Below are 17295 nucleotides of genomic sequence, written 5' to 3'. Positions count from 1 at the left end.
TGGGAGATGTCGATCATGGCCGACAATATGACCCCCGAACAGCGCAGACGAACGATGTCTCGCATTCGCAAGACGGACACGAAGCCCGAGCTGATCATTCGACGCCTCTCATTCGCGCGCGGCCTTCGATATAGGAAGTACGTTCGACACCTACCTGGCAAGCCCGATCTCGTCTTCGCCAAAGCACGGGTCGTCGTATTCGTGGATGGAGACTTCTGGCATGGATGGCGCTTCGATGAGTGGGAGGCGAAGCTGACTTCTCCCTACTGGAAGGAGAAGATCCGTCGCAACCGGGCACGGGACAGGGAACACGACGCCACGCTTGAAGCAAACGGCTGGACGGTTCTCCGCATTTGGGAGCACGAGGTCGAAGCCGACGCAGACGCCTGCGTTGACTGGATCGAGCGGGCTGTGCGCGCGCAAGTAGTGCGGCAGCGCACTCGCGAGACGCGAGCAAGCAGGTGATCGCGGGTGCGGATACCCATGGACCTCCGGACCGCGATCGCGCTTTGGCCAGTCAAACGTCAGCGGCCCCGTCCCGCCCGAAGGTCCTCCGCGGTTAAACGCTCTCGGCTGCCCCCTCCCCGGAGGTCAGAACAGAGAGCCCTCCGTGCCAACGTAAGTGAGACATCGGACCCCCAACAATTTATTGTAGGAGGGCGAGCCCGGATCATAGAATGAAAGACGGTAGCAATGAACGCCAGTTCACCGCGCCGACGGAGGTATCGGCCAAGACACACCGTCGCCGCTTCACGGCCGAGTACAAGCTGCGGATCCTGGGCGATGCGGCGGCGTGTAAAACTTCCGGTCGCACCGGCGAGCTCGCTGCGCTCTTGCGGCGCGAGCCCCCCGAGATTGTCTCCGCAGCGGGGAGACAATTGGAGGCGCGCTACGGGTGCGGCTTCGGCGAGAAGAGCCTGCGGCACATGATTCGGTTCGCGCGCGCGTTCCCCAGCGCAGAGATTGTCTCCGCACTGCGGACACAGTTGTCGTGGAGCCACTTCAAGCAGCTCATCTACATGGAGGACGATCTGAAGCGCACCTTCTACGCCGAGATGTGCCGGGTGGAAGGGTGGTCGACGCGCGTCCTCGCCGAGCGTATCGACGGCATGCTCTTCGAGCGTACAGCGCTCTCCAAGAAGCCGGAGGCGCTGATCCGCAAGGAACTGGCCGCGCTACACGAGAGAGGCGAGCTCTCACCTGCGCTCGTGTTCCGCGCCCCGTACATGCTCGACTTCCTCGAGCTTGCGGACACGTACAGCGAGAAGGACCTCGAATCGGCGATCCTCCGCGAGATCGAGCGCTTCCTCCTCGAGCTGGGGGCGGGCTTCGCCTTCGTCGAGCGGCAGAAGCGCATCACGCTCGACGGCGACGACTACTACCTCGACCTCCTGTTCTTCCACCGGCGCATGCAGCGGCTCGTCGCCTTCGAGCTGAAGATCGGCGACTTCAAGCCAGCCGACTCCGGCCAGATGGAGCTGTACCTGCGCTGGCTCGACCGCCACGAGCGCCAGCCGACCTGTGGGAGGGGCGCTGCGCCGTGACGGGGCTTGCCGTGCCCGCGCTCCTGCGCGCGAGCCACATCAAGCCGTGGGCTGACTGCGAGACGGATGCCGAGCGGCTCGATGTCTACAACGGAATCCTGCTCGCGCCGCACCTTGATGCCGCGTTCGACCGCGGCTTCATCACCTCACCGTGGCGGACGACGGGGCGATCGTCGTGAGCCACGCGCTCGACGCCGAAGCGTGCACGACGCTGGGGCTCGACCGGCCGCTTCGCGTGCGCGGGCTGGCGGATGGCCATCGCACGTATCTGCCGTGGCACCGTGACCGGGTGTTCAACAGGAAAGGAAGGGAGCGGGGTGACGCTGGCGAGCTCTTCAATTCGCCCTCGTTTGGCCGGTGGCGAGTTGGTGAAAGGTCAGCGGCTCGGTCCCGCCCGAAGGCCCTCCGCTGTTGAACGCGCTCGGCTGCTCTCTCTCCAGGCGACAGACCAGAGGGCGCGAACACCGCCCAGAACGCCCTCGGTACGCCTTCCTTCGCGCCCGCAGCGCGCTGTGCGCGAACGCTGTTCACGCGCGCGTTGTGCTCGCCGAGCGCCGAACGCACGCGGAAATGAGACCTCGGCGGCGTCTCGTCCGAGAGCTCCAGGAGCGGCTCGCGAGGCGCCGGGCTGCGTCTCGGTGCGACGCCTGGTTGACCGTCACGCGCGGTCGTTGGCGATGCTACCGTCGACGATCTCGATGACGCGGTCGCACTGCTCCGCGATGCGCGGATCGTGGGTGACGACGAGGAACGTCGTGCCGAGCTCGCGGTTGAATCGGCGCATCAACGCGAAGACCTCGACCGACGACTCGGTGTCGAGGTTCCCTGTCGGCTCGTCGGCGAGGACGAGCGGCGGTCGGCGCGACAGCGCGCGCGCGATGGCCACGCGTTGCTGCTGGCCGCCCGAGAGCGCGGTCGCCCTGAAGTTCATCCGGTCGGCGAGCCCCATCGCTCCGAGCAGCTCGGCCGCGCGCTCCTTCATGGTCGACGAAGGGAAGCCTTCGTCGCCCCAGGCGGGCGGCATCCCGTTCTCGAGCGCGGTGAACATGCGAGATGCCGTGTGCGCTGCACGGGCGCGCTCCGAGCCCGCGCCGGCTCAGTGACCCCGATGAGGTCGGAGTGGCTCGCTCAGCTCCTCGGCTCGCTCGGCGTCGTCCGTAGCCTCAGCAGACCTCACGTCAGCAATGACGACGCCATCGTGGGAGCGATGACCTCGCCATCAAGGTGCTCGGGGATCAGGTGGGAGAAGTCGTCGTCCGTGGTGAGCAGCGTCGCGCCGGCAGCCTTGGCGCAGGCCGCGATCCACAGATCGTTCTTTCCCATGTTGCGGGCGCCGTCGGGATGGCGCTGCGAGACCAGATCGAGCTGCACGTACGCCTCGAGGACGGCTGGATGATTGATGTCCACGACAACCAGGCTGTCGAGCGCATTCGAGAGCGCCTTCAGCTTGGCGTCGCCCCAGGCATTGCGCAGCGCGAGCGCGCGCACCTCGCCGAGGCTGACCACGGACACGAGCGGACGTTGCGCAGCGGACCGCAGGCCGAAGCGCTCGTCGATGTACCGACCCAGCGCGTTACCGCGCACCAGCGGGAGAATCACGCTCGTGTCGAGCAGGTAGATCCGCTGGCTCACCGGATCGCCTCGAGCGCGCCGAGCAGCTCCTCGTCGGTCTCGTCTCCCGGCCACGTGCCGAAGAACGCCGACACGCCAGTGGCCTCGTCCTGCGGCACCCAGGAGGCCACGGGCTTCCTGGCGGTGGCTTTCGGGGTGCTCTCGAACACGGTGTCACCAGCGCGCGCGGGGCCGAGATACTCGACGTCGATGACCAGGAGCTTGCCGGACGGACGGAACTGGGCCATGCCCGCAACCACCACCCGCGAGCCGAACAGGGTCTTGAGCTGCTCGTTGTCGCGGGCGTCGAGCCGGGCAGCCACGGCAGTGCCATCAGCCAGCGTGAGCACGACGTCGGACTTCGTCGCGGAGATCGTGTCGAGCGTGCCGGTCACACGCACGGCCTTGGGATCCGGGGTCTCGTCGCGAAGGAGCTCGATCTTGCCCACCTCGTCGCGTCGCACGACGAGGGGGGCGTCGAGCCCAGCAATGCCTTCGAGCTGTATGCCATGGAAGCCGTCACGCGCAGCCCGAGCGAACCGGACGCAGGTGTCGAGCAGCGCGCGGTCGGCGAGCACGCGATCTCGGTCGCCCTTCACGACGCTCGCGAGCACCCCCGCGAAGAGGTCCACGGCCGAGCTGCTCGCCTCGATCAGCCGCTGCGCCTCGACGAACAGCGAGACTTGATGCGCGCCTCCAAAGCGCTCGGGCGCCACGTCGGCCAGCGTCGGAGCCTCGAGCGCCACGACGGCGGAACCAGCGGTCAGCCCCGTGATTTCCACGCGACAAGCCACATCGAGCCACGCGGGTCGCGGCCCCTTGCGCGTGCTCTCGCCCTCGACGACGAAGCGCGTCGCCTGGCGGGCCCCCTCGAGCAACGCGCCGACCGCCTCGAGAAGCACGTCTGCCGGAACGCGAAGCTCGCCGCGCGTCCCTCCCAGCAGCGTCATGGTGTGCTTCTTCATCGCGGCCTCCCTCTCTATCTTCCGGTGTGCGGGCGCGACCGGCAAGGAGAGGAGGAGCTGTGAACCCCAGAGCGGGGAGCCGTTCACCGTGAACTCAAGAGCACCGCTCGGTCTCGGCTCTGCGTGGGCCGAACCTTGTGGCTCGTCACGCGCCACGTCTTGCTCTGAGCGCTCTCCTGGGTTCCGCGTGCGCGCTGCGTGAGCTGCGGAAAAAACAAAGAGGCCTTGCCAGATTTTCTGGCAAGGCCCCTTGTCGGCGTGGCGCCCTGACCGGGTCGCCTCGGCAAAATAGCTCCAGCTGCTGGACTCGAACCAGCGACCCGGCGGTTAACAGCCGCCTGCTCTACCAACTGAGCTAAGCTGGAATGCGTTGGAGACGGGCGCGAGGATAGTCGGCGAGGCCTTCCCGTCAAGCGAATCCGCACCGCCGCTGAAGTTTACGTGACGCCCCGGTGTGCTCGGCCGCTCCGCGCGAGATTGCCCGCCCGGCGTGCTTCTGCGACAACGCCGCCGTGCAGCGCGCCGCCGTGCCCTTCCCGCCGCCGCCGGACGCTCCGGCGCCCTCGGATCCCCCGCACTCCGCCCCGGATCCCTCGCAAACCGCCGCGGACCCTACGCAGGCCGCCCCGGCGCCTGCCGCTTCCTCTCCCTCCCCTTCCGCCCCGACCGCCCCCTCCCCCGCCACCGCCCGCTCCGCCGGCCGCGGCGGCCTCGCCATCGCCGGCGCCAAGGTCTCGTTCATCCTCTTCGGCTTCGTCCAGCAGCTCATCCTCCCGCGGCTGCTCGGCACCGACGGCTACGGCGCGGTCTCCGTCGTCCTCGCCGGCGTCGGCGTCGTCAACAACGTCATCGTCGCGACCGGCATCCAGGGCGTCTCGCGCGCCGTCTCCAGCGTCGCGGAAGAGGACGTCGCCGCCGCCTTCCGCCGCACGCTCGCCCTGCACGCCGTCCTCGCCGTCGTCGTCTCCGCCGGCTTCGCGCTCCTCGCCGGCGCCATCGCCGACTTCTCGGAGGCCCCGCACGTCGCCGGCCCGCTGCGCCTCGCCGCCGCCGTGGTCCTCCTCTACGGCCTCTACGCCCCGCTCGTCGGCGCGCTCAACGGCCAGCGGCGCTTCGTCACGCAGGCCGCCTTCGACGTCGGCTACGGCGCGCTCCGCACCGCGAGCATCGCCGGCTTCGCCTTCCTCTTCCTCCGCGCCGGCCAGAGCGGCGTCCTCGGCGCGATCGCGGGCTTCGTCGCCGCGGCCTCCGTCATCGTCCCCCTCGCGCTCACCAGGACGGGCCTCGGCCGCCGCGGCAGCGCCGGCCCCTCGATCCGCCAGCACGCCGCCTTCCTCCTGCCGCTCGCCGTCTCGCAGACGTTCCTGAACCTCCTGCTCCAGACCGACTTCTTCCTCCTCCGCCGCTTCCTCGGGCAGGCCACGAGCGGGCTCGCGCTCGGCGCGAACGCCGCGGACGACCTCATCGGCGTCTACCGCGGCGCGCAGCTCTTCGCGTTCCTGCCGTACCAGCTGCTCCTCTCGGTCACGTTCATCCTCTTCCCGATGCTCGCGCGCGCGCACGCCGAGCACGACCGCGCCGCGGTCCGCCGCTACGCCATGACCGGCGTCCGCCTCTCGTTCCTGCTCACCGGGCTCCTCTGCGCCCCCATCTCGGGCCTCGCCCCGCACGTCCTGCGCTTCGCCTTCCCGGTCGAGATCTGGAGCCGCGGCGGCGACACGCTCCGCGTCCTCTCCCTCGGCATGGGTGCGTTCGCCGTCCTCGGCGTCGCCTCGGCGGCGCTCACCAGCCTGCACCGGGAGCGCGCGGCCGCCGCCCTCACCGCCGCCACCGTCCTCCTCGTCGCCACCGGCTGCTCGATCGCCGTCCCGCGCGCCGCGTTCGGCCCCGAGATGCTCGTGCGCTCCGCCGTCGCCACCTCGCTCGCGCTCGCCACCGCCGCGGTGGCCGGCGGCGTCCTGCTCCACCGCGCTGCCGGCGGCTTCGTCCCCGCCCGGACGGCGCTCCGCGTCGGCGCCGCGCTGCTCGTCGCGATCGCCGCGGGCACGCAGCTCCCGTGGCTCGGCAAGATCGCCGTGCTCGGTGAGGCGATCCTCGTCGCCCTCGTGTACCTCGCGGTGCTCGTCGCCACGCGCGAGGTCGGCCGCGAGGATCTCGCCGCCCTCAAGCAGGCGTTCGGGCGCGGCGCACGACGCGCCTAGCCGCGCGCGCCCGCCCGCGTCCGTCCCGACGCGCGCCCTGCGCGCCCGCCTACAGCCGCCTCGACGCCCTCTTGACCGTCAGCCGGCGATCTCGCATACGGCCTCTCCCCCCAGCCCGGCCAGCGCCGCGCCCGCTCGAAGGCCGAGCGGGGCCCCGCGGCGCGCCGGGCACGCACAGGCAGGCGAAGACGTGGCCCCTCAATTCATCTTCACGATGCAGGATGTCCGGAAGGTGCACCCCCCGAACAAGGAGGTGCTGAAGGGCCTGTGGCTCTCCTTCTACCCGGGCGCGAAGATCGGCGTCCTCGGCTCGAACGGCGCCGGCAAGAGCACCCTGCTGCGCATCATGGCGGGCGTCGACAAGGAGTACCTCGGCGAAGCGAAGCCCGCCGACGGCATCCGCATCGGCTACCTCGCCCAGGAGCCGCAGCTCGAGGCCGGCAAGACCGTGCAGGAGCACGTCGAGATGGCCGTCCACGAGGTCCGCTCCCTCGTCCAGCGCTTCGAGGAGATCGGCGCGAAGCTCGGCGAGTCGCCCCCCGACATGGAGGCGCTCCTCGAGGAGTACGCCGCCCTCCAGGACAAGATCGAGGCCGCGAACGGCTGGGAGATCGACCGCGTCGTCGAGCGCGCCATGGACGCCCTCCGGCTGCCGCCGCCCGACGCCGACGTCACCAAGCTCTCCGGCGGCGAGCGCCGGCGCGTCGCCCTCTGCCGGCTCCTCCTCGAGAAGCCGGACATCCTGCTGCTCGACGAGCCGACCAACCACCTCGACGCCGAGAGCGTCGCCTGGCTCGAGCGCTTCCTCCACGACTACCCCGGCACCGTCGTCGCGGTCACCCACGACCGGTACTTCCTCGACAACGTCGCCGGCTGGATCCTCGAGCTCGACCGCGGCGCCGGCATCCCGTACGAGGGCAACTACACCGGCTGGCTCGAGCAGAAGAAGAAGCGCCTCGAGCTGGAGCAGAAGCAGGAGAGCGCGCGCAAGCGCACCCTGGAGCGCGAGCTCGAGTGGGTCCGCCTGGCCCCGCGCGCCCGCCAGGCCAAGAGCAAGGCCCGCCTCGCCGCCTACGAGACGCTGCTCGCCGAGGACAAGTCGAAGAAGGTCGAGGAGAACGAGATCCACATCCCCGCCGGCCAGCGGCTCGGGAACGTGGTCGTCGAGGCCGAGCACCTCCGCAAGGGCTTCGGCGATCGCGTCCTCATCGACGACCTCAGCTTCTCGCTCCCGCGCGGCGGCATCGTCGGCATCATCGGGCCGAACGGCGCCGGCAAGACCACGCTCTTCCGCATGATCATGGGCCTCGAGAAGCCCGACGGCGGCGCGCTCAAGCTCGGCGAGACCGTGGAGCTCGCGTACGTCGACCAGTCGCGCGACGCGCTCAACCCGAACAACAACGTCTGGCAGGAGATCTCCGGCGGCGAGGATCGCCTCCTCGTCGGCAAGCGCGAGGTCAACTCGCGCGCGTACGTCGCGAGCTTCAACTTCGCCGGCAGCGACCAGCAGAAGAAGGTCCGCGATCTCTCCGGCGGCGAGCGCAACCGCCTCCACCTCGCCAAGCTGCTCCGCCGCGGCGGCAACGTCCTCCTGCTCGACGAGCCCACCAACGACCTCGACGTCGACACGCTCCGCTCGCTCGAGGACGCGCTGCTCAACTTCGCCGGCTGCGCCGTGGTCATCAGCCACGATCGCTGGTTCCTCGACCGGATCGCGACCCACATCCTCGCCTTCGAGGGCGACAGCAAGGTCGTCTGGTTCGAGGGCAACTACGCCGACTACGAGGCCGACCTGAAGCGCCGTCTCGGCGCCGACGCGGCCGAGCCCCGCAAGCTCCGCTACCGCAAGCTCACCGCGGGCTGACCCGGCCTGCCTCGCACGCCGCCCTGCACGGCGCCCCCGCGGCGTTCCACCCTGGAGCACGATTCCGGTCGGGTGCGACGCGCACGCACCGGTATTTTCCTCGCACAGGATCACCCCACCCACGTAAGCGTCCGACCGCTCTTCAGCTAAGCTGCGCCCGATGCACGGCACGAGGAGAAAGGGCTCCCCGCCGAGCGCCCGCAGGGACTGGGGGCGCCTCGCCGTGCGCTTTTTGTGCGTCGTGTTCGCCGTGATCGGCGCGATCCCGCTCGCGCTCGGCCTCCTCGTGCGCACCGAGACGGTGCGGGCCTGGGCGGCGCGCGAGACGGCGGCGCTGCTCGAGCGCGAGCTCGGCATCACGGCCCGCTACGACGTGCGCGTCCAGGCCTGGCCCCTCATGGTCGGCCTGAACCGGCTCGTCGTCGACTCCTCGGACGGCGGCGCGCCGTTCCTCGAGCTCGAGCGCGTGGCCATCCGCCCGCGCCTGTTCTCGCTGCTCGCGGGGCACATCGACGCCGGGGACGTCGAGATCATCGGCCCCCGCGTCCGCGCGGTGGTGAAGGACGGGGAGCTCCGGAACCTCACCCTCCCGAGCACCGGCGGGGGCGGCGGGGGGGGCCTCGGCCGCGCGCCGCTCTCCTCGGTGGCCATCACCGACGCGCGGCTCGACCTGACGATCGACAACGTCCGCGTCCAGGCCACCGAGGTCGACGTCGACGTCTCCGCCGAGCCGTCGGACGCGTTCGAGATCGCGATGCGCTCCGGCCTCGTCTCGGTCGTCCGCACGCACCCCGCGCCCGGCCGCGAGGCCGAGGAGGACAGCGTCGACGAGGACGTCGTCTGCCGCTTCGACACGCGCGTCCGCGTCGAGCCGGGCCGCGCGCTCGTCCGCCGGCTGATCCTGGAGGGCGCCGCCGACTTCGACCCGGATCCCGGCACCGCGCCGTCCTGCGCGCTCCAGGACGGCGACTGGCGCCGCGTGGAGCTCGAGCTCGGCGCCCTCCGCGCCGTCGGCCTCGGCGACGGCATGCCCCACCGGATCGAGGGCCGCGTGCGGGCGCGCCTCCCCGTGCCGATCGTGCACCGCTTCCTGAGCCTGCCGCCCGCGTCCGGCTCGGTCTCGCTCGACGTCGACGCGGAGTACGACGCGGCGTCCGCGCCGCTCGGCCTGGCGCTCCCCCGCGTCAAGGGCACGCTCCTGCTCGACCGGCCGGGCCTCGACGGCAGGGTCTTCGTCACGCGCCTCGCGGGCAGGGTCTCGACGACCCCGGACGCCGTGCAGCTCTCCGACGCCGACGTCGCCTGGGCCGACGGCACGCTGAAGATCTCGAGCGCGGAGATCAAGCCGTTCGAGAAGGGCGTGCCGCTCCAGGCCGGGCCGATCGACCTCGCCAACATCGAGCTGCCCGGCCTGCTCCGCGACCTCGCGGTCCACCCGCAGGCGCACGTCGCGTGGACGCTGCGCGAGGGGAGGTTCGATCGCTTCGGCGGCACGCTGTCCCCGCTCTCCCTCGAGGGCCCGCTCGCCGTGCAGACGCACGGCTTCGAGATCTTCGATCACCCGACGAAGGACCCTGCCCGCAGGCGCCTGATGGGCGTCAAGGAGGGCACGGTCCGCGGCTCCTTCCAGGTGCGGCCGAACGCCGTCGTGCTCTCGGGCTTCTCGGTCGACACGCCGAGCTCGCACCTCAGGACCACCGTCTCGCTCGGCTTCAACGATCAGCTCGGGGTCGAGGTCCACCCGGGCTCGCGCGTGGACCTCGCCGAGGTCTCCCCGCTCGCGGCGCTCGAGCTCGCCGGCGTCGCCACGCTGAAGGCCGCGATGCACGGCTCGTACGCGCGCCCGTTGCTCACAGGCGAGGTCGGCATCGAGAAATTCGTGTTCGGCGGCTTCCCCATCGGCGACCTCGAGCCCTCGCCGGTCGCGTTCGAGCCGCTCGCCCTGACGCTCGAGAACGCGCGGGTCCGGCACGGGGCGAGCCGCGTCCGGATCCCGTCGATCAAGGTCGATTTCGATCCGGCCGGCAACCTGCCCAAGGGCCGCCCGCTCGACAGCTCGTCGGGGATCGTCGTCGTGGACGCGACCGTCGACACGCGCGAGGCGCCGCACCTCGCCGCGCGCGACCTCCTCGAGGTGCTCCGCCTCGACAAGGATCCGCGGTTCGCCGCCTACAAGGCGACCGCCAGCGGGACGGCCCGCGCCCACTTCGCGCTCGGCGGCCCCGAGGACCGCTGCGGCGGCGGCTACCTCGCCGTGAACGCGGGCATGCGGCTCACCGGCATCGAGCTGCTCGACGAGCGCTTCGACGAGGGCGAGGTCGACCTCGACATGATCTGGGACGACCAGGCCGCCGGCGCCGACGGCATGCGGCTCGACGTCCGCTCGGCGTCGCTGCGCAAGGGCACGGGCTCGGTGCTGGCGAGCGCCTCCGTGGCGCACGGCGGCGCGCTGAAGGGGAGCGTCATCGCGAGCGGCCTCCCGCTCTCGCGGATCGACGGGCTCGGGGCGGCGGCCTCGCAGTTCGACGGCTCGGTGTCGGTCGTCGCCAGCCTGGGCGGCACCGTGAGCAGGCTCTCCGGCTTCGCGGACGTCCACGTCTCGCGCGTCGGCATCCGCCGCACGCACGCGAGCCTGCCGCCCTCGCGGGTCGAGCTCACGATCGTGCCGAACGACAAGGCGCCGAAGATCATCGGCAGGACGCCGATCTGCGGCAACCCCCAGGGCGCGCCGTTCGACCCGGCGGAGTACGACCGCGACCTCCCCGACGGATCCATCGTCGCGAACGGCTCGCTGTTCGGCGGGCAGGTCGCGCTGAAGGGGCTCCGCGTCACGCGCCAGCGGCGCAAGATCGTGGACGGGGACGTGCGCATGGACGCGCTCGACCTGGGCACGCTCGCGAACGTGATCCCGGGCGCCGCGCTCGCGGTAGCGCCGAAGGGCACGATGACCGGGTCGCTCGACATCGAGCGGCTCCCCCTGGCCGATTTCCGGCAGGCGGCCCTCACGCTCACGGTCGACGCGCTCAAGCTCGAGCGAGAGGGCCAGGGGGTCCACCTCACGAGCCCGAGCGGCCCGATCCGCCTCGCGGGCAACACGCTGAAGGTGCCGGAGCTCCACCTCGAGGCGCACACCGCCTCGCGCCTGTCCGCCGCGTTCACGGCGTCCGGCGAGGTCAAGCGGGTGTTCACGGCGCCGGACCTCGACGTGGCGATCCGGGTCAGCCCGACCAACCTGTCGCGGCTCAGCGCCGACATCCCGCAGATCCGGCGCGCGCGGGGCACGGTGCAGGCCGAGGTCCATGTCGCCGGGCCCCTCCAGGGGCTGAGCTACACGGGCTCGGCGACGCTCAAGGAGGGAGAGCTCGACGTGGTCGGCCTGCCGGTGTCGCTCGACGACATCGACGTGGAGATCGCGATCGGCGGCGACCAGGTGCGCCTCACCCGGGCCAGCGCGCGGGTCGGCACGGGCACGGTGAGCGCGGTGGGGCACATGCCGGTGCGCGGCCTGACCCTCGGCACGGCGCAGGCCTCCATCGTGGCGACCGGCGTGAAGCTGCCGGTCGCGGAGGGGGTGAACCTCACCGCGAACGCCAACCTGACGGCGAGCTTCCGGCCCGGCGTCGAGGACGACGCGTCGGGGGAGAAGAACCTGCCGCGGGTCGAGGGGAAGATCACGCTCACGTCCTTCAGCTACACGCGCCCCATCCTGATGAGCATGGACCTCGGCGATCTCACGGGGCGCCAGCGGACGGCGGTGCAGACCTACGACCCCGCCGACGACGTTGTCCGGTTCGACGTCACCGTCGCCTCGCCGAACCCGCTCCGCTTCTCGAACGATCTGGCCGACATGCGGCTCGAGGTCTCGCAGCCCGGGCTCGCGCTCTCGGGCACGAACCAGCGCTTCGGCGCGCGCGGCACGCTGCGCATCCTGCCCGACTCGAAGCTCATGCTGCGGAGCACCGAGTTCGAGGTCCGGGACGGCTACGTCCGCTTCGACGATCCGTTCCGCATCGCGCCCAAGGTCGACGTGCGCGCCGAGAGCGAGTACCGCCGCTACACGTCGACGAGCACCGCCGCGGCGGACGCGACGTCGGGCGCGGAGCCCGCGGCGCCGACGGCCGCGGCCGCGGGCGGCAGCGCGAACTCCAGCGGGCTCTGGCGCATCAAGCTGCACGCCCAGGGTGACGCCGACAACCTCCAGCTCAACCTGACGAGCGATCCGCCGCTCAGCCAGGAGGACATCGTCCTGCTGCTCACGCTCGGCATGACGCGCGCCGAGCTCAACCAGGGCGCCGTGTCGTCGCTCGGCGAGACCATGGGCCTCGAGGCGCTCTCGTCGCTGACCGGCGCCGACAAGGCGGTGAAGACGATGGTCCCCCTCATCGACGAGTTCCGCTTCGGCACCGGCTACTCGTCCAAGAACGGCGCCCCGGAGCCGACGGTGACGATCGGCAAGCGCATCACGGACGCGGTGCGCGCCAACGTGACGACGGGGCTCTCGCAGGGCAGCCAGGTGCGCGCGGGCGTCGAGGTGAAGCTCAGCGACCGGATGAGCCTCCAGGGGTCGTACGACAACTCGAGCGACGCCTCGAGCTCGCCGGTCGGCAACGTGGGCGCCGACCTGAGGTGGCGGCTCGAGTTCGAGTGACGCTCGAGCCGCGGATCGAGCTCGAACGACGCTCGCGCGGCGCCCGAGCCGCGGCCGTCAGGTGGCCGCGGCGAGCGCCGCGTCGAGGGCGCCGTACCGGTCGTCGCGGCCGGAGACCCACTGCTTGTGGCCCATGAGCTCGAAGATGCGCCGGTGCTTCGGGTTCTTCCAGGTCATGCCGAGCAGCGCGCGCTGGAACGCCTCGGCCTTCGCCTCGGGCAGCGCCGGCAGCGCGTCGAACATCGCGAAATCGTAGGCCGGCGTGGTCCAGAGGACGTCGACCCGGCGGAGGTCGATGTGGCCGTTCGCCTGCTCGGCGAGCCACACCGCGTCCCCGACCGCCGCCGCCTGCGCCTTGCCCTCGTGCAGCGCCGCGAGCGCCTGGACCTCGCTCGTCGCGGTGTCGCCGTGCTTGCCGACGTCCACCTCGAACGGCATGAGCTGGATCTTCTCCACGGCCACCCCCGCCTGCCGGAGGAAGTGGAGCGGCAGGATGCGCGCGTGCGCCGAGTCGACGCTCCCGACCGCGAGCGCCTTGCCCTCCAGATCGCTGAGCGCCCCGACGGCGGCGTCGCGGCGGACGAGCAGCTTGCTGTGGAAGTCGCGATCGATCTCGCGCATCGCCAGCGAGCGGGACCGCCCCTCGGTCTGCCGCTTCACCCGCACGTGCGCGACGGCGCTGTTCCAGGCCACGTCGATGTGCCCGCGGATCAGCGACTCGACCTGGCGCTCGTAGGTAGAGAACAGCGCGAAATCAATCAGGATTCCATGTTCGCGGAAGTGCTCGCGCAGGCTCTCCCACAGCGTCACCACCTTGGCGTCATGCGCCACGGCGCCGACGAGCATCGCCAGGTCCTTCATCCGGTGCCTCGCACGGGCGGCGACGCTAGCACGAGCTTCGCCCGCCGAGAGCCCCGCGTCTCGCACATCGGCGCCGCAGGGGCGGCCTCTTGCCCATCCAGCGCCCAACCGGGCTACGCTGCGTCCGTCGTGCACGCCGGCGCCGGTTCATTTCAGTTTCGTCCCCCGGCGCTCCGCGCCTGATGGCTCGCTTCCGTTCCACCCTCATTCCCCTTCTGCTCGGCTTTTTGCCGCTCGGCGCGCTCGCCGTCCCGGCGCACGCCGCCCCGACGTCCGCACGTCCGGCTCAGGCCAACCTCAACCCCGGTCAGCCCAACCTCAACCCCGGTCAGCCCAACCTCGACCCTGTCGAGCCTTCGGCACGGGCCGTGCCCTCGGGCGAGGCCGGCACCCAGGCCACCGACGTGCCGTCGCTCGGCCAGCCGCTGGCCCTCGGAGAGCTCGTCGGCAAGCCGATCGTCCGCATCGATGTCACGGCGCAGGGCGATCGATGGCAGATCGTGTCGCCGGTCACGAGCGTCGACCTCGGCGAGCCGCTCAGCCCCGACGCCGCGCGCCGCGCCATGCGCGAGCTGCTCGCCTCCGGCAACTTCGCCCGCGCGTCGGCCGAGGCGTACCTCGTGCCGGACGGCGCCGCGCTCCGGATCGTCGTCGTCCCCCGCAGGAGCATCGCCACCGTCCAGATCACCGGCGGCGCGCTCGACCGGCAGGACACCCTCGAGGCCGCCGGCATCGCCGAAGGCGGCGAGATCACCGCGGCCACGCTGGCCGAGATCAGCCCCCGCATCCGCGCGTTCTACGCGCTTCACGGCTACCCCGCGACCGCCGTCACGATCCGCGCCGTCGACACCGACGAGCCCTCCCAGGTCGTCCTCGCCCTCGACATCGAGGCCGGCGCTCCGCGCGTGGTCTCCGAGCGCGTCTTCGTCGTGGCGCCACGCGCGGACCGGGAGCTCGGCTCGCTCAAGCAGAGCTACGGCCTCGGCGTCGGCGCCCGCGTCGACGAGCCCGCCCTCGCCGTGGCCGACCGCGAGATGGCCGAGCTGCTCCGCCGGAGCGGCTTTCACGAGGCCGAGGTCTCCCACCGCGTGCTCGCGGTCGGCCCGCACAACTACCTCTACGTCTACCTCGAGCCCGGCGCGCGCATCGTCCCGGTCTTCGACGGCAACCGCGCCTTCGACGACGACGCCCTCGAGGCCGCGCTCGATCTCGGCGAGACGACCGAGACGAAGACGAACGATCTCACCGATCGGCTCCGCGCGTTCTACGTCGCGCGCGGCTTCCTCGACGCCGAGGTCACCCCCTCGCTGGGCGGCAAGCCCGACGATGCGGTCCGTTACCTGACCTTCACCGTCCGCGAGCACGACCAGGTGCGGGTCACGAAGCGCGTCTTCCCTTGCCTCACGGGCGACCTCGGCCCGGACGACCTCGGCCGCGAGATCGAGAGCTTCCTCGAGGAGGACCTGCCCGGCGCCGACGCCTTCTCGATGCCCGACCCGCGAGGCATCTCGGACCTCTTCGGCCCGACCCGCGGCGCCGGCGGCCGGGCTCGGCCCGTCGAGCTCATCCCCTCGATGACGTACGCGCAGGAGACCTACGAGCGCGCCCTCAAGCACCTCCGCGATCTCTACTTCAGCAAGGGCTACCTGAACGCGGTCGTCGGCCCTGTCTCCGTGCTCCGCGCCACCTGCTCGCGCCGCTCCCCGCCGGGCGCCTGCGTCCCCGAGCCGGTCGCCGAGCGCGTCACGGCCCAGTGCCTCACCGACGCGCAAGGGCTCCCCCTCCCCGAGCCGCCCGTCCCCGCCGCCCTCACGTGCCGCCCCGACGCCGCCCGGCACATCGCGTGCGCCCCCGAGGTGACGCTCCGCATTCCGGTCCATCCCGGCCCGCAGACCCAGCTCTACGATCTCGCCTTCGAGGGGAACAAGGGCTTCTGCGGCCAGACCGGCCTGAGCGAGCGCGACCGCGCCCTCTGCGCCGAGGCGCGGCCGTTCAGCGAGCGCTGGCTCAGCGACCTCGCCGATCTGAAGGTCGGACAGCCCCTCTCGACGCTGGCCCTCGACGCCGCGCGGCTGCGCATCATGGATGCTTACCGCGACCTGGGCTACGCGTTCGCCGAGGTCCGCACGGCCATCGAGCCCTCGCCCGACCGCACGCGCGCCCGCGCGCGCTTCATCGTCTCGGAGCGAGATCGGGTGTTCGTCACCGGCATCGTCGTCAAGGGCGCCGTCCGGACCGACGAGCAGCTGATCCTCCGCCGCGTGCTGCTCCGCGAGGGCGCGCCGTTCCGCCAGTCGCAGGCCCGCCTGAGCGAGGAGCGCATCGCCACGCTCGGCCCCTTCTCCAGCGTGTCGATCTCGCTCGAGGATCCCGAAGTCCCGCAGAAGAACAAGCGGGTCGTCATCCACGTGGTCGAGCAGCTGCCGCAGTACCTCAACCCGCAGATCGGGTTCTCGACCGGCGAGGGCGCGCGCCTCGCCTTCGAGTACGGACACCGCAACATCGGCGGCCTCGCCATCGGCCTCACGATGGGCGTCCAGCTCAGCTACCTGTTCGAGTTCATGATCGTGGACAAGGCGGCGAGCCGCCACTACGAGGAGCTCCAGGTCGACGACCAGCTGGAGCGCCGCATCGCGGTCTCGGTCGCGCTCCCGGACATCGGCCTCGGTCCGCTCGTCAGCATGTCGCTCGCGGGCATCCACGTGCGCGACAACCAGCTGGATTTCGGCGTCACGAAGACGGCGATCATCCCCGCGATCACCTACCGCCCGCGGCGCGCCGTGACGACGCAGCTCGCCCTGTCGACCGAGCTGAACAAAGTCGGATTCTTCCCGGGCGCGGTCGGCGCCGACAAGCGGGATATCCTCGATCAGCTGCGCATGCCCGAGGGCGACACGATCGCCCTGGCGCAGCGGCTCGACGCGTCCTGGGACACGCGGGATACCCCCTTCGCCGCGACCCGGGGCTTCCTCCTCTCCGGCGGCGTCGAGCACGTCGACGCCTTCGACGCCTTCGCCTCGGTCCGGACCCAATCGAGCTTCCCCGAGAGCCACTTTCTGCGATTCACGGGCCGTGTGTCGGGGTATATCCCCCTCGCGCCGCGGTCGCGGCTCACCCTCGCCCTGAGCCTGTCCGGAGGGTATATTCAGCCGCTCGTGGCCCAGAGCGGGACGTACCCGGATCGCCTGTTCTTCCTCGGCGGCGTCGACTCGCTCCGTTCCCATCTGGCCGAGTCGCTCTATCCTGAGGACGGGCTCGAGGAGGCGAAAAAGGCGCTGGGCGGGGACGCGAAGGTCTCGACCGACGATATCCCGCGCGGCGGGACGGTGATGGTGAACCCCCGCGCCGAGCTGCGCATTCCGCTGACCGACCTGCTCCAGCTCGGGCTCTTCCTCGACGCGGGCAACCTCTGGATCAGGGCGAAGAACGTCAACCTCGATCCGCGGCTCTTGCGTTACGGGATCGGCGCCGGCCTGCGGGTGAACACGCCCATCGGTCCCCTCGCCTTCGACTACGGCTTCAACCTGGATCCGCGCGACGAGCTGGACGAGATCGACGGTGCACTCCACTTCTCCGTAGGGCTCTTTTGACAGGCCGCGTC

General features: G+C 71.2%; 11 protein-coding genes and 1 tRNA gene. 7 read left to right on the top strand and 5 right to left on the bottom strand.

Annotated elements, in window-relative coordinates:
- Positions 1-15: 15 nt before the first annotated feature.
- The 3 genes from POL72_RS33160 to POL72_RS33150 all read left to right on the top strand — a co-directional run bounded on the left by POL72_RS33160 (position 16) and on the right by POL72_RS33150 (position 1723).
- A complete protein-coding gene (locus POL72_RS33160; RefSeq protein WP_272100717.1) occupies positions 16-465 on the top strand; it encodes a very short patch repair endonuclease in 450 nt (149 codons plus the stop codon).
- A 368-nt stretch (positions 466-833) separates the two neighbouring features.
- Entirely contained in the window at positions 834-1544 is a 711-nt protein-coding gene (locus POL72_RS33155; RefSeq protein WP_272101790.1) for a PDDEXK nuclease domain-containing protein, read from the top strand.
- Complete coding sequence (locus tag POL72_RS33150) at positions 1541-1723, top strand: HNH endonuclease signature motif containing protein (protein WP_272100715.1); 183 nt, start codon at positions 1541-1543, stop codon at positions 1721-1723. Before POL72_RS33155 ends, POL72_RS33150 begins: the two co-directional genes overlap by 4 nt.
- Positions 1724-2202: 479 nt before the next feature.
- Here the strand turns inward: POL72_RS33150 and POL72_RS33145 are convergent, their stop codons facing one another.
- From POL72_RS33145 to POL72_RS33130, 4 genes are all read right to left on the bottom strand, one after another.
- The gene (locus POL72_RS33145; protein ID WP_276597537.1) at positions 2203-2592 is read right to left on the bottom strand and encodes an ABC transporter ATP-binding protein; all 390 of its coding nucleotides are present in this window, start codon (positions 2590-2592) and stop codon (positions 2203-2205) included.
- A gap of 125 nt (positions 2593-2717) precedes the next feature.
- The gene (locus POL72_RS33140) at positions 2718-3176 is read right to left on the bottom strand and encodes a PIN domain-containing protein (protein ID WP_272100713.1); all 459 of its coding nucleotides are present in this window, start codon (positions 3174-3176) and stop codon (positions 2718-2720) included.
- Positions 3173-4120: a hypothetical protein gene (locus tag POL72_RS33135; protein WP_272100711.1), complete on the bottom strand. Its 948-nt coding sequence runs from the start codon at positions 4118-4120 to the stop codon at positions 3173-3175. Before POL72_RS33135 ends, POL72_RS33140 begins: the two co-directional genes overlap by 4 nt.
- Positions 4121-4412: 292 nt before the next feature.
- Positions 4413-4485: transfer RNA gene (locus POL72_RS33130), tRNA-Asn, on the bottom strand.
- Positions 4486-4572: 87 nt separating this feature from the next.
- On the opposite strand from POL72_RS33130, the gene POL72_RS33125 reads away from it, so the two are divergent.
- From POL72_RS33125 to POL72_RS33115, 3 genes are all read left to right on the top strand, one after another.
- On the top strand, positions 4573-6321 hold the full coding sequence (locus POL72_RS33125) for a lipopolysaccharide biosynthesis protein (protein ID WP_272100709.1): 1749 nt from the start codon (positions 4573-4575) through the stop codon (positions 6319-6321).
- A 190-nt stretch (positions 6322-6511) separates the two neighbouring features.
- Complete coding sequence (ettA, locus tag POL72_RS33120) at positions 6512-8185, top strand: energy-dependent translational throttle protein EttA (protein ID WP_272100707.1); 1674 nt, start codon at positions 6512-6514, stop codon at positions 8183-8185.
- A 160-nt stretch (positions 8186-8345) separates the two neighbouring features.
- The gene (locus POL72_RS33115) at positions 8346-12833 is read left to right on the top strand and encodes a translocation/assembly module TamB domain-containing protein (RefSeq protein WP_272100705.1); all 4488 of its coding nucleotides are present in this window, start codon (positions 8346-8348) and stop codon (positions 12831-12833) included.
- Positions 12834-12890: 57 nt separating this feature from the next.
- Here POL72_RS33115 and POL72_RS33110 read toward each other — a convergent pair whose 3' ends face one another.
- Complete coding sequence (locus tag POL72_RS33110; protein ID WP_272100702.1) at positions 12891-13694, bottom strand: phosphate/phosphite/phosphonate ABC transporter substrate-binding protein; 804 nt, start codon at positions 13692-13694, stop codon at positions 12891-12893.
- 182 nt (positions 13695-13876) lie between these two features.
- Here POL72_RS33110 and POL72_RS33105 point away from each other — a divergent pair, with 182 nt between their 5' ends.
- Positions 13877-17284, top strand: coding sequence for a BamA/OMP85 family outer membrane protein (locus POL72_RS33105; protein ID WP_272100700.1), 3408 nt, complete (start codon positions 13877-13879; stop codon positions 17282-17284).
- Positions 17285-17295: the final 11 nt, after the last annotated feature.

The organism is Sorangium aterium (assembly GCF_028368935.1).
Classification (GTDB): domain Bacteria; phylum Myxococcota_A; class Polyangia; order Polyangiales; family Polyangiaceae; genus Sorangium; species Sorangium atrum.
The sequence above is the reverse complement of the archived record's forward strand: the minus strand, read 5'-3'. Positions and strand labels throughout refer to the sequence as shown.

What these genes read in the sequence shown, in the direction of transcription:
- POL72_RS33160 (WP_272100717.1), top strand. Translation starts at nt 16, where the DNA reads ATGGCCGACAATATGACCCCCGAACAGCGCAGACGAACGATGTCTCGC.
- POL72_RS33145 (WP_276597537.1), bottom strand. Translation starts at nt 2,592, where the DNA reads ATGTTCACCGCGCTCGAGAACGGGATGCCGCCCGCCTGGGGCGACGAA.
- POL72_RS33135 (WP_272100711.1), bottom strand. Translation starts at nt 4,120, where the DNA reads ATGAAGAAGCACACCATGACGCTGCTGGGAGGGACGCGCGGCGAGCTT.
- POL72_RS33115 (WP_272100705.1), top strand. Translation starts at nt 8,346, where the DNA reads ATGCACGGCACGAGGAGAAAGGGCTCCCCGCCGAGCGCCCGCAGGGAC.
- POL72_RS33110 (WP_272100702.1), bottom strand. Translation starts at nt 13,694, where the DNA reads ATGAAGGACCTGGCGATGCTCGTCGGCGCCGTGGCGCATGACGCCAAG.
- POL72_RS33105 (WP_272100700.1), top strand. Translation starts at nt 13,877, where the DNA reads ATGGCTCGCTTCCGTTCCACCCTCATTCCCCTTCTGCTCGGCTTTTTG.